Source organism: Clostridium tunisiense TJ (genome assembly GCF_000300195.1).
GTDB lineage: Bacteria > Bacillota > Clostridia > Clostridiales > Clostridiaceae > Clostridium_J > Clostridium_J tunisiense.
Genome location: NZ_AMQH01000012.1, coordinates 178,262 through 193,853, shown reverse-complemented (window position 1 = coordinate 193,853; position 15,592 = coordinate 178,262). Strand labels below are relative to the sequence as shown.

The 15,592-nt window shown below is 30.4% G+C and carries 17 protein-coding genes; 1 reads left to right on the top strand and 16 read right to left on the bottom strand.

Annotated elements, in window-relative coordinates; all coding sequences use genetic code 11:
• Positions 1-177 precede the first annotated feature (177 nt).
• A complete protein-coding gene (gene dapF, locus C661_RS0112640; RefSeq protein WP_017415692.1) occupies positions 178-1,002 on the bottom strand; it encodes a diaminopimelate epimerase in 825 nt (274 codons plus the stop codon).
• 155 nt (positions 1,003-1,157) lie between these two features.
• Between dapF and C661_RS0112635 the strand changes: the two genes are divergently transcribed.
• The gene (locus C661_RS0112635; protein WP_017415691.1) at positions 1,158-2,903 is read left to right on the top strand and encodes an Rqc2 family fibronectin-binding protein; all 1,746 of its coding nucleotides are present in this window, start codon (positions 1,158-1,160) and stop codon (positions 2,901-2,903) included.
• A gap of 82 nt (positions 2,904-2,985) precedes the next feature.
• On the opposite strand, the gene C661_RS0112630 is transcribed toward C661_RS0112635, so the two are convergent.
• From C661_RS0112630 to C661_RS0112560, 15 genes are all read right to left on the bottom strand, one after another.
• A complete protein-coding gene (locus C661_RS0112630; RefSeq protein WP_017415690.1) occupies positions 2,986-3,765 on the bottom strand; it encodes a hypothetical protein in 780 nt (259 codons plus the stop codon).
• A 335-nt stretch (positions 3,766-4,100) separates the two neighbouring features.
• A complete protein-coding gene (locus C661_RS0112625) occupies positions 4,101-5,216 on the bottom strand; it encodes a THUMP domain-containing class I SAM-dependent RNA methyltransferase (protein ID WP_026051046.1) in 1,116 nt (371 codons plus the stop codon).
• Positions 5,217-5,224: 8 nt separating this feature from the next.
• Complete coding sequence (gene pyrR / locus C661_RS0112620; RefSeq protein ID WP_017415688.1) at positions 5,225-5,764, bottom strand: bifunctional pyr operon transcriptional regulator/uracil phosphoribosyltransferase PyrR; 540 nt, start codon at positions 5,762-5,764, stop codon at positions 5,225-5,227.
• A 61-nt stretch (positions 5,765-5,825) separates the two neighbouring features.
• The gene (locus C661_RS0112615) at positions 5,826-6,740 is read right to left on the bottom strand and encodes an RluA family pseudouridine synthase (protein ID WP_017415687.1); all 915 of its coding nucleotides are present in this window, start codon (positions 6,738-6,740) and stop codon (positions 5,826-5,828) included.
• Positions 6,740-7,192, bottom strand: a complete 453-nt coding sequence (gene lspA, locus C661_RS0112610) for a signal peptidase II (protein ID WP_017415686.1) — start codon at positions 7,190-7,192, stop codon at positions 6,740-6,742. Before lspA ends, C661_RS0112615 begins: the two co-directional genes overlap by 1 nt.
• 62 nt (positions 7,193-7,254) lie before the next feature.
• A complete protein-coding gene (locus C661_RS0112605) occupies positions 7,255-7,872 on the bottom strand; it encodes a TraR/DksA C4-type zinc finger protein (RefSeq protein WP_017415685.1) in 618 nt (205 codons plus the stop codon).
• A gap of 73 nt (positions 7,873-7,945) precedes the next feature.
• Complete coding sequence (gene aroA / locus C661_RS0112600) at positions 7,946-9,253, bottom strand: 3-phosphoshikimate 1-carboxyvinyltransferase (protein ID WP_017415684.1); 1,308 nt, start codon at positions 9,251-9,253, stop codon at positions 7,946-7,948.
• 389 nt (positions 9,254-9,642) lie between these two features.
• Positions 9,643-10,452, bottom strand: coding sequence for a 3-deoxy-7-phosphoheptulonate synthase (gene aroF, locus C661_RS0112595; protein ID WP_017415683.1), 810 nt, complete (start codon positions 10,450-10,452; stop codon positions 9,643-9,645).
• A gap of 10 nt (positions 10,453-10,462) precedes the next feature.
• Positions 10,463-11,155, bottom strand: coding sequence for a 5'-methylthioadenosine/adenosylhomocysteine nucleosidase (locus C661_RS0112590; RefSeq protein WP_017415682.1), 693 nt, complete (start codon positions 11,153-11,155; stop codon positions 10,463-10,465).
• Positions 11,152-12,243 carry a 3-dehydroquinate synthase gene (aroB, locus tag C661_RS0112585; protein ID WP_017415681.1) on the bottom strand — a complete coding sequence of 364 codons (1,092 nt, stop codon included), beginning with the start codon at positions 12,241-12,243 and terminating at the stop codon, positions 11,152-11,154. The genes C661_RS0112590 and aroB overlap by 4 nt, the downstream gene beginning before the upstream one ends.
• A gap of 416 nt (positions 12,244-12,659) precedes the next feature.
• Positions 12,660-13,271 carry a DivIVA domain-containing protein gene (locus C661_RS0112580; RefSeq protein WP_017415680.1) on the bottom strand — a complete coding sequence of 204 codons (612 nt, stop codon included), beginning with the start codon at positions 13,269-13,271 and terminating at the stop codon, positions 12,660-12,662.
• A 16-nt stretch (positions 13,272-13,287) separates the two neighbouring features.
• On the bottom strand, positions 13,288-14,061 hold the full coding sequence (locus C661_RS0112575) for a YlmH family RNA-binding protein (RefSeq protein ID WP_017415679.1): 774 nt from the start codon (positions 14,059-14,061) through the stop codon (positions 13,288-13,290).
• A 13-nt stretch (positions 14,062-14,074) separates the two neighbouring features.
• On the bottom strand, positions 14,075-14,338 hold the full coding sequence (locus C661_RS0112570) for a YggT family protein (protein ID WP_017415678.1): 264 nt from the start codon (positions 14,336-14,338) through the stop codon (positions 14,075-14,077).
• Between the two features lie 9 nt (positions 14,339-14,347).
• Complete coding sequence (locus C661_RS0112565) at positions 14,348-14,818, bottom strand: cell division protein SepF (protein ID WP_017415677.1); 471 nt, start codon at positions 14,816-14,818, stop codon at positions 14,348-14,350.
• A gap of 18 nt (positions 14,819-14,836) precedes the next feature.
• Positions 14,837-15,499: a YggS family pyridoxal phosphate-dependent enzyme gene (locus tag C661_RS0112560; protein WP_017415676.1), complete on the bottom strand. Its 663-nt coding sequence runs from the start codon at positions 15,497-15,499 to the stop codon at positions 14,837-14,839.
• Positions 15,500-15,592: the final 93 nt, after the last annotated feature.

Sequence of the window (15,592 nt, the reverse complement as noted above, 5' to 3'; positions counted from 1 at the left end):
AAAGGGCTTGACTTCTAGGCTATAGGCGATTTCAAGGATTTGATTAGATTTTTAAGGGACAACAAAAAGAGACTGTAAACTTTACAATCCCTTCCTTCAACTAAATTTATATTTACCTTTAATTTAAGCCATTTTAAATTCTTAATTAGTAAATTTACGTTTATATTTATATATTTACTAAAGTGTTTCTCCTTCAAAAACTGTCACTGCAGGCCCAGTCATCATTATTCCCTTATCTGTTACTTCAATATTTAAAACTCCACCTGGTATATAAACTTTCACCTTTCGCTCCACTAAACCAAGATTATTGCAAGCTACCACAGAAGCACAAGCTCCAGTTCCACAAGCTAGTGTAGCTCCTGCTCCTCTTTCCCAAGTTTTAACTTTTACCTCATTTTTATTTATTACTTCGCAAAAGTTCACATTAGTACCCTTTGGAAAAATATCTAGTTTTTCAATTAGTCTACCTTCATCTACTTCGTAATTATCTAATTTGTCTATAATTACAGTATGAGGTACTCCCATTAGCATTGTGCTAATCACATAGTCCTTTTCTTTAATTCGTATAGATTTATTGATTATAGGTTCCTCTGCAAGGGCAGGAATTTCTTTTGGCTGAAAAGTAGGCATTCCCATATCTATAGTTACTTCTTTAACTATTCCTTGGTCTACAACTAACCTTGCAATTTTAATTCCGTCACCAGTCCCAATATTAATTACCTCTTTTGAAACAATTCCCTTTTCATAAACGTATTTAGCAAAACATCTTATGCCATTTCCGCACATTGCAGCATAGGAACCATCTGCATTTATTATCACCATGTCTATGTCTGCAGTATTGCTTTTTTTAACTACTAGTATCCCATCACCACCTACACCAAAGGCTCTATCACACAACTCTTTAGCTAATGTGTTTAAATCCTCAAATTTATTATTCATATCTTCAACAACAATAAAATTATTACCTGCTCCATGCATTTTAGTAAATTTTAACGACTTCATAATACCACCTCAGAACTTAATATTATACACTAATATTACCATATTATATGTATATGAGAAATTATTATTTATGGTAGTATACTATTCTCAATATTTACCTATAATGTTATACTATATATACTATTGTTAGTTACCTGTTAGAAAGGATGATATATATGGCACTAGATGGAATATATCTTTATAGCTTAATTAAGGAAATTAAAGGTGAAATTTTAAATTGCAGAGTAGATAAAATTAATCAGCCTGAAAAGGATGAAATTATTTTAAGTTTTAAAGCAAACAGAAAAAACAAAAAATTATTAATAAGTGCAAGCTCTAATTATGCTAGGGTTAGCTTTACAAAAGATACTAAAGAAAACCCTATGCAACCACCTATGTTCTGCATGGTTTTAAGAAAATATTTGAATACTGCTACCCTAGTAAATGTAACACAAGTTGAAAGTGATAGAATTTTGATTCTGGATTTTGAAAGCACTGATGATTTAGGTTTTGATAGTGTTTATAGTTTAATTATAGAGATAATGGGAAGACACAGTAATATTTCACTGGTAAGAAAAAGGGATAACCAAATTATGGACTGCATAAAGCATTTATCTGCTGATATAAACAGTTACAGAGTTCTTTACCCAGGAATGGAATATATTTATCCTCCCAAATCCGATAAATTAAATGCTTTCTCTTTCAGAAAAGACGAATTCATTGAAATAATTAACAAAAAGTATGCTGAGCCATCATTAGATAGCAAATTATTTAGTACAATCATAACTGGTATTAGCACACCTCTTTCAAAAGAGCTTTGTTATAGAGCTGAGGTTAATAAAATTCCTGTTTCTAAAGATAATTTAGAGGAACTCTTTAGTTTTACTAATAAATCTCTTAGCAGTATTAAAGAAAATGCCTTTAATATGGGCTCTTATAGCAACGATGGAATTCTAAAGGACTTTCATTGCTTTAAATTAACTAATCTTATTGATAAAGGATTCAACTTTAAAGAATTTGATTCTCCTAGTGAGCTTATAGAGGATTATTACCATGAAAAGGATAAATCAGATAGATTAAATGCTAGAAGCGCAGACCTTCAGAAAATAGTTACCAACAACTTAGATAGGATAACTAAGAAAATTAATATCCTTAAACAAACCTTAAAGGAATGTGAAGAAATGCCAATGCTGAATCTTTACGGAGAGCTAATTACTTCAAATATTTACAGTATAAAAAAGGGAGATAAAAGTGCAACCCTTTTAAATTATTATAGTGATACTGAAGAATATATTGAAATTCCTCTTAAGGAAAACAAATCTCCTTCTGAAAATGCACAGGCTTATTTTAAAAAATACAATAAGTTAAAGAAATCTGAAGAAAACGCTAATATTCAAATTAAGTTAGCAGAAGAAGAGGAACAGTATCTTCAATCTGTATTATCTCATATTTTAAATGCTGACAATTATACTGAAATACAAGATATTAGGAATGAACTTATGGAAACTGGATATGTGGCTTTTAAAAAATCTGTAAAGGATAAAAGAGCAAAACCTTCAAAGCCTCTACATTTCATTTCCTCTGATGGTATTGAAATATATGTAGGCAAAAATAATATCCAAAATGATTATTTAACTTTAAAATTTGCAAATAAAAATGATATATGGTTTCATACTAAGAACATACCTGGTTCTCACGTTATAATTAAAAATAGTGGAGATATTCCTGAATCAACCTTGCTAGAAGCAGCTACCTTAGCTGCCTTTTATAGCAAAGCTAAGAATTCTTCCAATGTTCCTGTAGATTATACAGAAATTAGAAATGTTCGTAAAGCGTCAGGAGCAAAGCCTGGAATGGTTATTTATTATACCAATAAAACTATTTACGTAACACCTAAAGATCTTAATTTAAATACAATTTAATAATGTAAAACAAATAACCTTCTTTCAGCTAAGAAAGAAGGTTATTTGTTTTATATTGCTTCGTAAATATTACTACAATCCTTTATTGGTAATCATTATCGTATTCTATTTCAGGATTTTTATACCCTTTGCAAAGAGTAACCATATAAGTTGTATTTAATATACTTATTGCTAAGGTTAATAAGGTTGCAATTATATAAGCCATTATGTTTGATGAGTCTGGCAGACTGACTATTTTATTCACTATATTTACAACTAATAAAAACCCAAAAATCCTCCAGAAATATTTTTTTCCTACTTCTTTTCCATAGTGAAGTGCTTCTGAAATTGTGCTGTTATAATAAATTAGATATGAAACGCTTGGTGTATATGTTACTGCAAGATATATAATAAATATCCCCCCTGCAATAGCACCAATTATACCTAAAACCGGTATTAGCACTGCAACTATACCTGTAACGATTGCCAAACCTAATATCATAAGAAAAATTGCTAGCATAACTCCCAAATAAGGAAAGTAAAACTTAAAACTTTCTTTAAGAATATGTCCATGATTTATCTCCTCTTTGTCTAGCAATTTTTTTATAACTAAAGTTATATAGCTATTGAGTATTGGACCTATGAGCATCATTACCCCAATAACCACAAAAATTGTAATAGTTAAACCTTGAGATTTTGGGTCAGAAGCAATAGTATTCCAATCTATTTCTTCACCTAAGTTAATTGCTCTCATTAGAGAGCTTCCTCCAAATTGCAAATCAAATATTTTAAGACTGATCAAATTCAAAACTAAATTAATTACTAAAAAAGGTAAGAAATTGTGAAACCCCTTAAAGTACTTTTTTAAAGCATATGATAGCATAAAATTCCCCCCTCATAATCCTCTCAATTCTCATAAATCTATTATACTATATTAACAATCCCCTTCACAAATATTTAGTGCTTTAATTTACCAATTAATTTTGAAAGCTGATTTCAATAAAATTATGTGAAGCAATTTTTATAGATTGCTTTGTACCTTTAAAAATAATATTACTGAAAATAAGCTTATTTAATCTACTCTCTAAAAGATTAAAAGTTTGTTTCATTAATTATATAGTCTGTCCTTAAAATATTTAATATTTTTTTCTTAACAGTAACTTTCTTATAAAAAACAACTAAAATTCACAATGAACTTTAGTTGTTTTCTTTTATCATTTATTTAACATTATATTGATAGTAGTAACATTGAATTCTACCATTATATAATTTTCTATTTTTATCTGATTTTTTACCAAAGGCTTTTTCAAACTCTTCGAAAGATGTTAGTATGTAGCAAGACCAGTCCAGTAGGTTTGAGTACATGGCTGAAAGTTCCTTATAAAGAACTTTTATTTCTTCTAATTCTCCCAATCTTTCACCATAAGGAGGATTAGTAATAATTAATCCATTTTTCTTTTTTGAACTTACGCTTTGCATTGGAAGCTTTTGAAAGTTTACATAGTTGCTTACTCCAGCTTTTTCCGCATTATTAATTGCAGTTCTTAATACTCTTCCATCTATGTCCGATCCCTGGATTTTAAAGTCTTTGCTATTTACTGCAGCTTTTGCCCCTTGTCTAACTTGTTGCCATAGTTCCTTATCCATTGTAGGCCAAGTTTCGCTTACGAAGGTTCTATTTAATCCTGGAGCTATATTTTTAGCAATCATTGCAGCTTCTATGACTATAGTTCCTGATCCACAAAATGGATCAATAAGCTGTCTTGAGCCATCAAACTTTGTTAAGAGTACTAAGGCTGCTGCAAGAGTTTCTTTTAAGGGAGCCTCACCAGCATTTTCTCTATAACCTCTTTTATGTAATCCAACTCCTGAAGTATCAACTGAAAGAGTTACTATATCTTTCAAAATTCCAACTTCAATTTTATACACTGGTCCTTCTTCAGTGAACCAAGATGTATTATACTTTTCTTTCATTTTTTCTACAATAGCCTTCTTAACAATGCCTTGGCAATCCGGTACACTATGTAATTGTGACTTAACTGATTTTCCAATGACATGCATTTTACCATCTATGGGTATAAGTTCTTCCCAATTTACTGCTTTAGTTCCTTGGAATAACTCCTCAAAAGTAGTCGCTTTAAATTCTGCCATCTTTATAAAAACTCTTTCAGCAGTTCTAAGATGAATATTACAAATAGCAATATCCATCTCATCTCCCTGGAAGGTTACCCTACCATTCTCCACTATAAGGTCTTCATATCCCAATGCTTTTATTTCTTTAGCTGTTATAGCTTCTAGCCCAAAAGTTGTAGTTGCAATTATATCATACATAATTTAATCTCCTAATGATTTTCGAATATATTCACTAAATCTTCTCCATCAAATTCTTCCAACTTAACAGATATGACTTCTTTCCTTGATGTAGGAATATTTTTACCTACGTAATCTGCTCTTATTGGTAACTCTCTATGCCCTCTATCTACTAGTACTGCTAGCTGAATCATTTCTGGCCTTCCAATATCGATTATCGCATCAATTGCTGCTCTAACTGTACGTCCAGTATAAAGCACATCATCAACAAGTATAATCTTCTTTCCTTTAATATCTATTCCAATTTCCTTACTATTAAGTGTAGGTTGTTCTCCCAAGGTTGTTAAATCATCTCTGTATAAGGTGATATCCACGGACCCTACTTCTAACTTTTTTCCCTCAAATTGTTCTATCAAATCCGCAATTCTATTTGCAAGAGGAACTCCTCTGCTCTTTATCCCAACAAGAACTAAATCTTCAACACCTTTGTTCTTTTCAATGATTTCATGAGAAATTCTAGTTAAAGTCCTTTTTATAGCTTTATCATCTAATAAAACAGATTTTAATTCCATATTTATTACAACTCCTAAATCTTATTGCTTTTATTATAAAACACTTTATAATTTTAGTATTTTATTTTCTATTTCTTAAATTTTGTAGTATTGCTTCAAAGTATTCTGGAAGATTAGAATCAAAGTGAACATACTCACCACTTGTAGGGTGATTGAATCCTAGCTCTTTAGCATGAAGCACTTGTCCACGAAGATTAAATTTTTGCTTCTTGTAGCCATAAACATTATCACCAACTAGAGGATGGCCAATGTATGCCATATGAACTCTAATTTGATGTGTTCTTCCCGTTTCTAAATTACACTTAACTAATGTGTATTGTCCAAAACGCTCTAGAACCTTATAATGAGTAACAGCCTCTCTTCCATTTTTTACAACCGCCATTCTTACTCGGTCTACAGGGTGACGGTCAATTGGTGCGTTTACGGTTCCTTCATCCTCTTTTATGTTTCCTTCTACCAAAGCATAATATGTTCTAGTCATACTATGTTTTTTAAATTGTTCAGCTAGTTTATTGTGAGCATTATCATTTTTTGCAATAACTAGTATTCCAGTAGTATCTTTATCAATTCTATGGACTATTCCAGGTCTTATGACACCATTGATACCAGATAAGTCAGTACAATGATACAAAAGTGCATTTACTAAAGTTCCTGTATAATTACCTGGAGCAGGGTGAACAACCATATCTTTGGGTTTATTTACCACTATTACATCACTATCTTCATAAACTACATCTATAGGGATATTCTCCCCTTGTACTTCTAGTTCTACGGGATTTGGTATTTCAACTAATATCTCATCATTGGTTTTTAATTTATAATTGCTCTTTATAATTTTCTCATTAACTTTAACACTTTCTTTTTCTATAATTCCTTGAATATACGACCTTGACATATTTTCGAGCTTTTCGCTTAAAAATAAATCAACTCTTTTATTTTTATCTAAATCACTTACTACAAATTTTTCAACACTCATTAAATCTCGTCCTTTAATATACAAATTATTAAAAAGAAGGTTCCTACACTAACAAGTATATCTGCTACATTAAAAGTAGGAAAATAATACGCCTCTTTATAATGAACTAAAATAAAGTCTACAACAAAATTATAGTATACCCTGTCTATAAGGTTACCAATAGCACCTGAAACTATCATAGCTATTGAAATTCTAAGAAGCTTTGAATTAGGTTTGTATTTTATTAAATAAAATATCATGCCAGAAGCCACTAGTATTGTAATCACTACCAATAACCATAACTTATTTTGAAGAATTCCAAAAGCTGCACCTCTGTTTTCCAAGTACTCAAAGGCGAAGAAGTTTTTAATTATCGTTACACCTAAGCTATCTTTTAGCGTTGATAAAGCCCATAACTTACTTATTCTGTCTAATAATAGTCCTAAAACTATAATAACTACTTCTAATAACATAATTATCCCCCTATAATCACAATAAATTTCTGACAGCTTTTAGCTGTCAGAAATATTAACCACTAATCTGGAAGCTGTCGTTTATATTGATCATTACTAATTAAATCCATAGGATCTACGTAACGATGTTCAATATCATCGTCCTCAAAAGTGTCATAGAACCCATCACTATCATTATAAATTGCAACAGCTTGATAGCTATCCTCTACATCAAAACCAGTGTAATCTCTACTATCTTTATCTAATCTGAAAGGTCTTCCTATTACCTCTTCTTCTACAGGTCTTGCCGCATCAGAAATATCTTCTGGAATAGCGTTATTTATACTGCTTTGACAGCTAACGCAATGCTCTGCATAAGGAATAAACTCCAATCTTTCTTCTGGTATTTTTTTACCACACACCTTACATACACCATAATCACCATTTTCTATATCCCTAAGAGCTCTGTCTATTTTTCCAATTATAGACTTTTCATTTCCTTCTAAGGCAAGTCCTCTCAGCAAATCGTTTAATTCTCCGCCATTATCAGCTCCATGATTATCGTAATATGAAAGTTCTGTGTTTCTCTCTACTAAAGGTGTAATTGTATCATTATCACTCATCTGCCCTAATAAATCATTAACATCTTTTCTTTCATCTAATAATTTTTCCCTAAAGTAGTTAAGCTTAGTATTATCCATAATATCAACTCCTTAAATAAAGGTTATACTATCTACCTTACTTATTTTCTACCTTACTGAAATTTTTATTACATTATTTGATGAAATTAATAAATTTACTAAAATAAGTTGTGGCATTTGGAAAAGATATTTCCGTACACTGCCAGTTATCAATAATAATTGTAGTTTTTAATTTCATTGGTAAGAGGGAGAAAGCCATGGCAATTCTATGGTCATTATCCGTTTTTATTTCTATATTTTTTTCTTCCAATTTTTCAGCCACATTATTTGCACCCTTAATAATTAAATCCTTATCTTTATATATCACTTCAATATTAATGACCTTTAAATTACTAACTATACCTGCAACTCTATTACTTTCCTTAAACTTTAATTCCTCTACACCTTCAAAAACTGTAGTGCCTTCTGCAAAGGCTGCAACCACACTAAGTACAGGGATTTCATCTATAATGCTTGGTACAAGATCATGCTGTATCTTAATCCCCTTAAGCTTACTACTATAAACAATAATATCCCCTATAGGTTCATTGTTAACAATCCCTTTAGAGACTATTTCAATTTTTCCACCCATTGCTTTTAATATATTTAAGTAACTTTTCCTACCTTCATTTAAAAGTAGATTTTTTATAGTAAGTTTTATATTATCTCCTAAAAGAGCAGCACAAACTAAAAAGGAGGCTGAAGATGGATCTCCTGGTACAAAAATATCCTTAGCTTGTATGGAAGAGTTCTCAATAGATATTTCACTTCCTGTTCTTGTTACATTAGCGCCTAGATATTCAAAAAGATTTTCCGTATGATTTCTAGTTGAAATCTTTTCTATTACCTTAGTTTTACCTTTAGCTAAAAAACCTCCAATTAAAATTGCAGATTTCACTTGAGCTGATGGCACTGGCATTTCATACTCTATAGCAGATAATCCCTGATTACTAATAAAATTTATTGGAAGTGTTCCTTTAAAGTTTTTAATTTTTCCACCCATTGATGTCAATGGATCAACAACTCTTTTCATAGGTCTTTTACTCAAAGACTCATCACCAATAAGAGTTGCAGCAATGTTTCCACCACAAATTAGTCCACTAATAAGTCTTGCTGTGGTTCCAGAATTTCCACAATCCAACATTCCCACATTCTTATTGAATCTATGAATCCCAGGAGAATTTACCATTATTTGGTTTTCACGTGAAACAATAGAAACTCCTAAAACCTTCATCACTTCCGTGGTAGTTCTACAGTCTTCACTATTAGAAAAATTTCTTATAGTATAAGAACCTTCAGGAATAGCCCCAATTATTAATGACCTGTGCGAAATTGATTTGTCTCCTGGAATTGTTATTTCAATATTACAATTTGATTTGCATCCTTTTAAAATCGCTTTCATAATTTACCTCAATATACCTATAACCTTTAGCACTCTTTATCCTATAGGGTTCCTTAATCAAAGATCAATTTAATCATGATGAATTTCATTCATCTTCTAAAAGACTTAAGGGAACCAAGGTAGGAGTAATGCGTAAGTTATGTCTTAACTTTGTTTCCCAATAGATATACTACAGAAAAAGTTAAGTATTTATCTCTCAAGTACTTCAAATACTTAACTTTATTTTAAATTATCATGTAGTTTCTATATATATCCTTAATTAAAACTATATTAATACAAAATTTTGTTTTAATATATTATTATAAATAGATAAAGACTATTAATTAAGTATATAATTAGTACTAGAAACTTATATAGGATCTCTCAACAAATATTTGCATAGTTATAATCTATGATAACTCTAATAGACTACTAAGCTTTTTCCCCTTATTAACTATGTTTCTTAAGGTTTCCATATTCACTGTTTGTCTAGCATCAGACACAGCATTATCTGGGCAAACATGACTTTCGATCATAAGTCCATCTGATCCACAAGCTAAAGCTGCTAAACTCATAGACTGAACTAATTCCCTCTTTCCAGTACCATGGCTAGGATCAACTATTATAGGTAGTCTATAATTTTCTTTAATTACAGCAACGGAATTTAAATCTAAAGTATTCCTTGTATAAGTTTCAAAAGTTCTGATTCCACGTTCACAAAGTACAACTTGGGAATTTCCACTACTCATAATATATTCTGCTGCATATAACCACTCTGATACCGTAGCGCTAATACCTCTTTTTAACAATATTGGAAGAGGGTGCTTTCCTAATTCCTTTAAAAGAGTATAGTTATACATATTTCTTGAGCCAACTTGAATCATGTCTATATAAGGAATACACTTCTCAATATCTCGGGCATCCATTATCTCAGTGACTATAGGAAGGTTATACTCCTTTCCTACCTGATGAAGAATTTTAATTCCTTCTAGGTGTAATCCCTGAAAATCATAAGGTGAAGTTCTTGGCTTAAAAGCTCCGCCCCTTAAAATATGTACTCCAATATCCTTTAGCTCTCTAGCTATTTCCATCATTTTATCATAACTTTCTACTGAACAGGGCCCTGATATAAAAACTGGTTTATCACCACCAATAATTACATCTCTAACTTTAACCATTATTTTAGGCCCACTATTATTATCTACCAGTAAGTTTTTCATTAAATATCACCTACATCGACTTTAACATACTTCTCAAAATAATATTAGAATTTTTAACTGCAATGGGTTTAAACTTCTCGTAGTCCATATGAGCTCCATTATTTGCATTATCTGATATGGATCTTATTATAAGGAAAGGCACATCGTTCAAATATGCTACATGAGCTATGCTTGCACCTTCCATCTCACAAGCTAAAGCATTAAACTCTTTGTTTAACCATTTTATTTTTTCACTATTGGCAATAAATTGATCTCCAGATACAATTCTTCCCACAAAAGTATTTACATTTTCTAATGAACTACAAGCGATTTTACCATGGCTAATTAAAAGATCACTGCATTTAAAATCATAGGCTTCCATTCTTGGAATTTGACCTAATTTATCTCCAAAAGCTGAGGTATCAACATCATGCTGAACTAAGCTATTTCCAATAACTATATCACCTGGATAAATTTCTTCTCCCACTCCTCCAGCGATTCCAACATTGATTATGTAATCTACATCAAATTTATCTACTAAGATTTGGGCACATATTGCAGCATTAACTTTCCCAATTCCACTTGTTACTATAACAACTTCCTTATTGTATATAATTCCACTATGGAAAACCATTTTAGCTTTTGCTATTTTACTACTTACTTCCATTTCCTCTATTAATGATGCTACTTCCTCTTCCATGGCACCAATTATTCCAAATTTCATAAATATCTCCTTTCAATACTTTCTTCCATTGCTTTTTCTATAAGACTTTCATCTATAACTACTCCAGTTTTAGATATTCCTATTTCTTCAACTAATGAAAATTTTATTTGATTATTCTCTGTTTTCTTATCATGCTTTATAGCATACATAAACAAATCCATATTGTCAACTTTGTACTTTGTTGGGAATCCTATGCTATTCATAAGATAATATATGTAATCATAATCCTCTTTCTTAAAGTTTAACTTGTATTGCGATAGTTTCAATTCTACTAACATCCCTAAGGCAACTGCATATCCATGAGCTACGCCATGATTTGATACTATTTCAATACCATGGCCAATTGTATGACCAAAATTTAATATATTTCTATAGTCTTTATCTTTAAAATCTACAGATACTACTTCATGTTTTATCCTTAAGGATTTTTCAATAATGTAAAGCAATTTATCTTTATCTAAACTTAAAATACTTTTCAGATTATGTTCTAAATAATATAATAATTGTTTTTCTTTAATTATCCCATATTTTATCACTTCTGCAATACCATTAATAAACTCCTTGTTGGGTAGAGTTCTTAAAAAATCTATAGATATAAAAACAAAAATAGGCGTATAAAAAGTTCCAATAACATTTTTTATGTTTTCAAAATTGTAGCCAACCTTTCCTCCTATTGAACTATCTACCATAGATATAATAGTAGTAGGAATACTTATGTATTTCATTCCTCTCATATAAGTAGCAGCTACATATCCAACTAAATCTCCTACTATTCCTCCCCCAAAGGCCACTAAAGTACTGCTTCTATCACAGGCGTTTTCCATTAAAAATTTGTATATATTCTCTATGGTATTAAAATTTTTATTCTTCTCTCCTGAAGGTATAACTAATACCTTATAATTTACTTCTTCAAAGAGTTCATCTATCTTATCTCTGTATATAGAATGAACCTGATGATCTGTTATAATAAAAAACTTATTATTAATTTGGATATCATTGTTTTTTAATGCATTATTAAAATTGCTTGTGCTTTCGTCTATATAAACTTTATAGGTATAGGAACCCCCAGAAACGTCTATCTCTTTCATATCTTTATCTCCTCAACTATAAAAATCACTCTATTTTCCTTCAGAAATAAAATTGTAATTACTAATTGTTTACACTGAAAAGAATTAAATTAATTTTCTATAGTAATTTATCGCCATCATATTCTTATTGTTACCTTTCTTTAAGAAAAATTACTCACTTAAATAGTTAAATAATGAACAAGTTCATTTTGTATAGTGACTTTGGAAGGAGATTCGACTTTACAAAGTCATCTTTGTTAAGGCAAAGTTTAATTTTTAGCATAGAATCCCACCTGAAGAGGATAAGAGAATTATCCTTCCAAAATCTCGTTAAATAACAAGTAATGATACAACTTTGTATTTTTTAAAAATTAAAAATCTCACTCTAAGAGTGAGATTTAATTAGTAATTAATCTTGTGAGATTTTATACTTCTCACTAATTTTGCTCTGCGGCGAAAAAACTCTTTATTTCTTCGAATTCTGAAGTATTATAATCAAATTTTTCTATTTCTTTTATCTTTTTATTACTTAGATTTGCATTTAGTACTTCATTATTATTGCTTTCTTCAATTACAGTTGAAATATTATAATTTTTATCAAAATCCTTTTCTAGTGCTTCGAACATTTCCATTTGACTTAACATAAAGTTTCTAAACTTACTTCTGAATTTCGCAAATTCTTGCTTTGTTCTTTCAAATTCATCAGTTACTGTAAGCACATCTCCATGGGCTTTATCCATTATTCTTTTAGCACTATCGTTAGCATTTCTAACAATCAACTCTGCCTCTGTTTGCGCACTTAATTTTGCTTGTTCAGCAGCATTTTGTGCAAGTAATAAGGTGCTTTGAATTGTACTTTCAATTTTAGTATAATGATCTAATTTATCTTGAAAAACACTGATTTTTTCTTTTAATGTAGTATTTTCCTTATAGATAGCTTCATAGTCTTCAGCTATCTTTTCTAGGTACTCATCTACTTCATCAGCACTATAACCTCTCATAGTCCTTTTGAATTCTTTATTATTAATATCCATCGAAGTTATTCTCATGTTAATCACCCCTATATTATGTATATTTTCTTATTAGTACTTTTAAACGACTCTTGTGAGTCTCACCAATTATATCTTGAACCCTAAACTTTCCATGCCCTCTTATAGTAATAATATCTTGTGGTTTTACAAGCTTATCTTTCTTACTAACAGTTATGTGATTTATCATAACAAACCCACCACTAATTAAAGAATTACTTTCATTTCTTGATAAATTGCATATACCACTAACTATATTATCTAATCTAAGTGAAGTGAATATAATAACTTTTTCTTGAAATTTAACCTTAGGAATACTTTCAGGATTATTTTTTAAAATCTCCAACTCACAGGGACAATGTCCAATAGTTTCTAAGGTTCCTAATATGTAATTTGTTATGTCCCTTACTGCTGGTACATAACAATGATCATCTTCCACCACTAAATCCCCAAAAACTTCTCTTTTGAGTCCTAATGCCATTAATGAACCAAGATAATCCTTATGACTTAAATTTTTAAACTTTGACTTATTTGTAACTTTAATTAAATCAACAGGAAATTCCTCCGGTTTTTCATACAAATCAAAAGCCACAATTTTTCTTTCACTATCTTCATAAACACCATAACAATATACCTTTACTCCCAACTCATTACTCATATTACTAAGCTTATTATAAATGTAAGGAATAAGGAATTCCTTTGTAAAAACTGTATTATGTGTTTTTTTACATAATACTATATTGTCATAGATGTTTGACATATAATTTTTGTCATATTCGCTAAAGGAATTAATAAAAGTCATTTTTTCCATAAATAACACCTTTTTATATAATTCCCAGTATCTTTAAAATAATGCTCTGAACAATAGAAGCTATAAAATATGCAATTATTGGTGACAAATCTATTGGTAAATTTGAAAATAATTTATCGTTAATTTTTTCACTTGGTTCCATAATGGGTGCAGTAAAGGATCTTACTGTAGACCAAACCTTAGAATCCCTGCCACTTGGAACCCATGAAAGAATTACTTCTAACAATATTGCCATTTTTAATACTTCAAATAAAATATTAACTATTCTTACAGCCATTTAAGCCTCCTATTTTGACCAACTAAAAATCCCTTTATTAGTTAGCTCAGTTTTTAGCTCGCTGGTAACTTCCACATTAGATGGAGTTAAAATGAAAACTCCTTTTTCAACTTGTTGCAATCCACCCTCTAAGGCATAAATTGCACCTATAAGAAAATCAAGGATTTTGTGACCAACCTTTTGTTCAACACCAGTTACATTTACAATTACAATTCTTCTATTTTTAAGGTTATCAACTATAGCAGTACCTTCATCGTAGTTCATTGGTTTGCTAATTACAACTTTTGCTGTTGAAGCCGTATGAATATTTACAATCTTACTTTGTTTTTTCATATTTGCCATAAAAGGTTCAATTTCAAGTTCATTAGTATCTTCTGTCTCATCTTGGCCTTCTTCTTTTTCTAATACTTCTTCATCTTCATAATCTTCTTCATCAAATCCAATAATTCTTCCTAAGCCTTTCATAAACTTGTTCTCCATAATTTATCCTCCCAAAAATTATTTATTATAATTTCTTTTTCCAAAAATACCTTCACCCAATCGAATCAAGGTTGATCCTTCTTCTATGGCAATCTTATAATCTCCAGTCATTCCGATGGATAAAACTTCCATAGCAATATTCTTAAAGGTCTCAGTACTTAACTTTTCATAAACTTTTTTCATTTCATTAAAGTATTGCCTACAGCTCTCTTCAGTTCCAATTGGAATTGTGGCCATAAGGCCTCTTACTTTAACAGAAGTGCACTGTTCACAAGCATTAATTAAATCTCGCAAATTTTCTATGTATACTCCTGTCTTTGTTGCTTCTTTTCCAATATTGATTTGTATAAGAACATTTGCAATTTTGTTTTTAGCTGAAAACTGCTTTTCAATTTCCTCTAATAATTTAATACTATCAAGTGAATGTATTAAATGAACCTTATCTACTAAGTATTTAACCTTATTTCTTTGAAGGTGACCTATCAAGTGCCACTTAATATCTTTTGGTAGTTCATCAAACTTTTCACTTAATTCTTGAACCTTGTTTTCTCCAAACTCTCTAGCTCCTGCATTATAAGCTTCAAGGATTTCTTCCACACTCCTAGTTTTGGATACAGCTAATAAAGTTACATCCTTTGGAATTTGCTTTAAAATATCTAAATAATTTTCTTCAATTGACAACTTTACTCCTCCTTGCATACCCAATTATCTGCTTATAGCTTTAGGTTATCCCAGGTTACAATGGTACTATTCCTAGTATTCTTCATAACCTAT

Excerpts from the sequence above, each read along its gene's own strand:
- dapF (WP_017415692.1), bottom strand. The coding sequence starts at position 1,002 with ATGAAGTCGTTAAAATTTACTAAAATGCATGGAGCAGGTAATAATTTT.
- C661_RS0112635 (WP_017415691.1), top strand. The coding sequence starts at position 1,158 with ATGGCACTAGATGGAATATATCTTTATAGCTTAATTAAGGAAATTAAA.
- C661_RS0112630 (WP_017415690.1), bottom strand. The coding sequence starts at position 3,765 with ATGCTATCATATGCTTTAAAAAAGTACTTTAAGGGGTTTCACAATTTC.
- pyrR (WP_017415688.1), bottom strand. The coding sequence starts at position 5,764 with ATGGAATTAAAATCTGTTTTATTAGATGATAAAGCTATAAAAAGGACT.
- C661_RS0112615 (WP_017415687.1), bottom strand. The coding sequence starts at position 6,740 with ATGAGTGTTGAAAAATTTGTAGTAAGTGATTTAGATAAAAATAAAAGA.
- lspA (WP_017415686.1), bottom strand. The coding sequence starts at position 7,192 with ATGTTATTAGAAGTAGTTATTATAGTTTTAGGACTATTATTAGACAGA.
- C661_RS0112605 (WP_017415685.1), bottom strand. The coding sequence starts at position 7,872 with ATGGATAATACTAAGCTTAACTACTTTAGGGAAAAATTATTAGATGAA.
- aroA (WP_017415684.1), bottom strand. The coding sequence starts at position 9,253 with ATGAAAGCGATTTTAAAAGGATGCAAATCAAATTGTAATATTGAAATA.
- aroF (WP_017415683.1), bottom strand. The coding sequence starts at position 10,452 with ATGAAAAACTTACTGGTAGATAATAATAGTGGGCCTAAAATAATGGTT.
- C661_RS0112590 (WP_017415682.1), bottom strand. The coding sequence starts at position 11,155 with ATGAAATTTGGAATAATTGGTGCCATGGAAGAGGAAGTAGCATCATTA.
- aroB (WP_017415681.1), bottom strand. The coding sequence starts at position 12,243 with ATGAAAGAGATAGACGTTTCTGGGGGTTCCTATACCTATAAAGTTTAT.
- C661_RS0112580 (WP_017415680.1), bottom strand. The coding sequence starts at position 13,271 with ATGAGAATAACTTCGATGGATATTAATAATAAAGAATTCAAAAGGACT.
- C661_RS0112575 (WP_017415679.1), bottom strand. The coding sequence starts at position 14,061 with ATGGAAAAAATGACTTTTATTAATTCCTTTAGCGAATATGACAAAAAT.
- C661_RS0112570 (WP_017415678.1), bottom strand. The coding sequence starts at position 14,338 with ATGGCTGTAAGAATAGTTAATATTTTATTTGAAGTATTAAAAATGGCA.
- C661_RS0112565 (WP_017415677.1), bottom strand. The coding sequence starts at position 14,818 with ATGGAGAACAAGTTTATGAAAGGCTTAGGAAGAATTATTGGATTTGAT.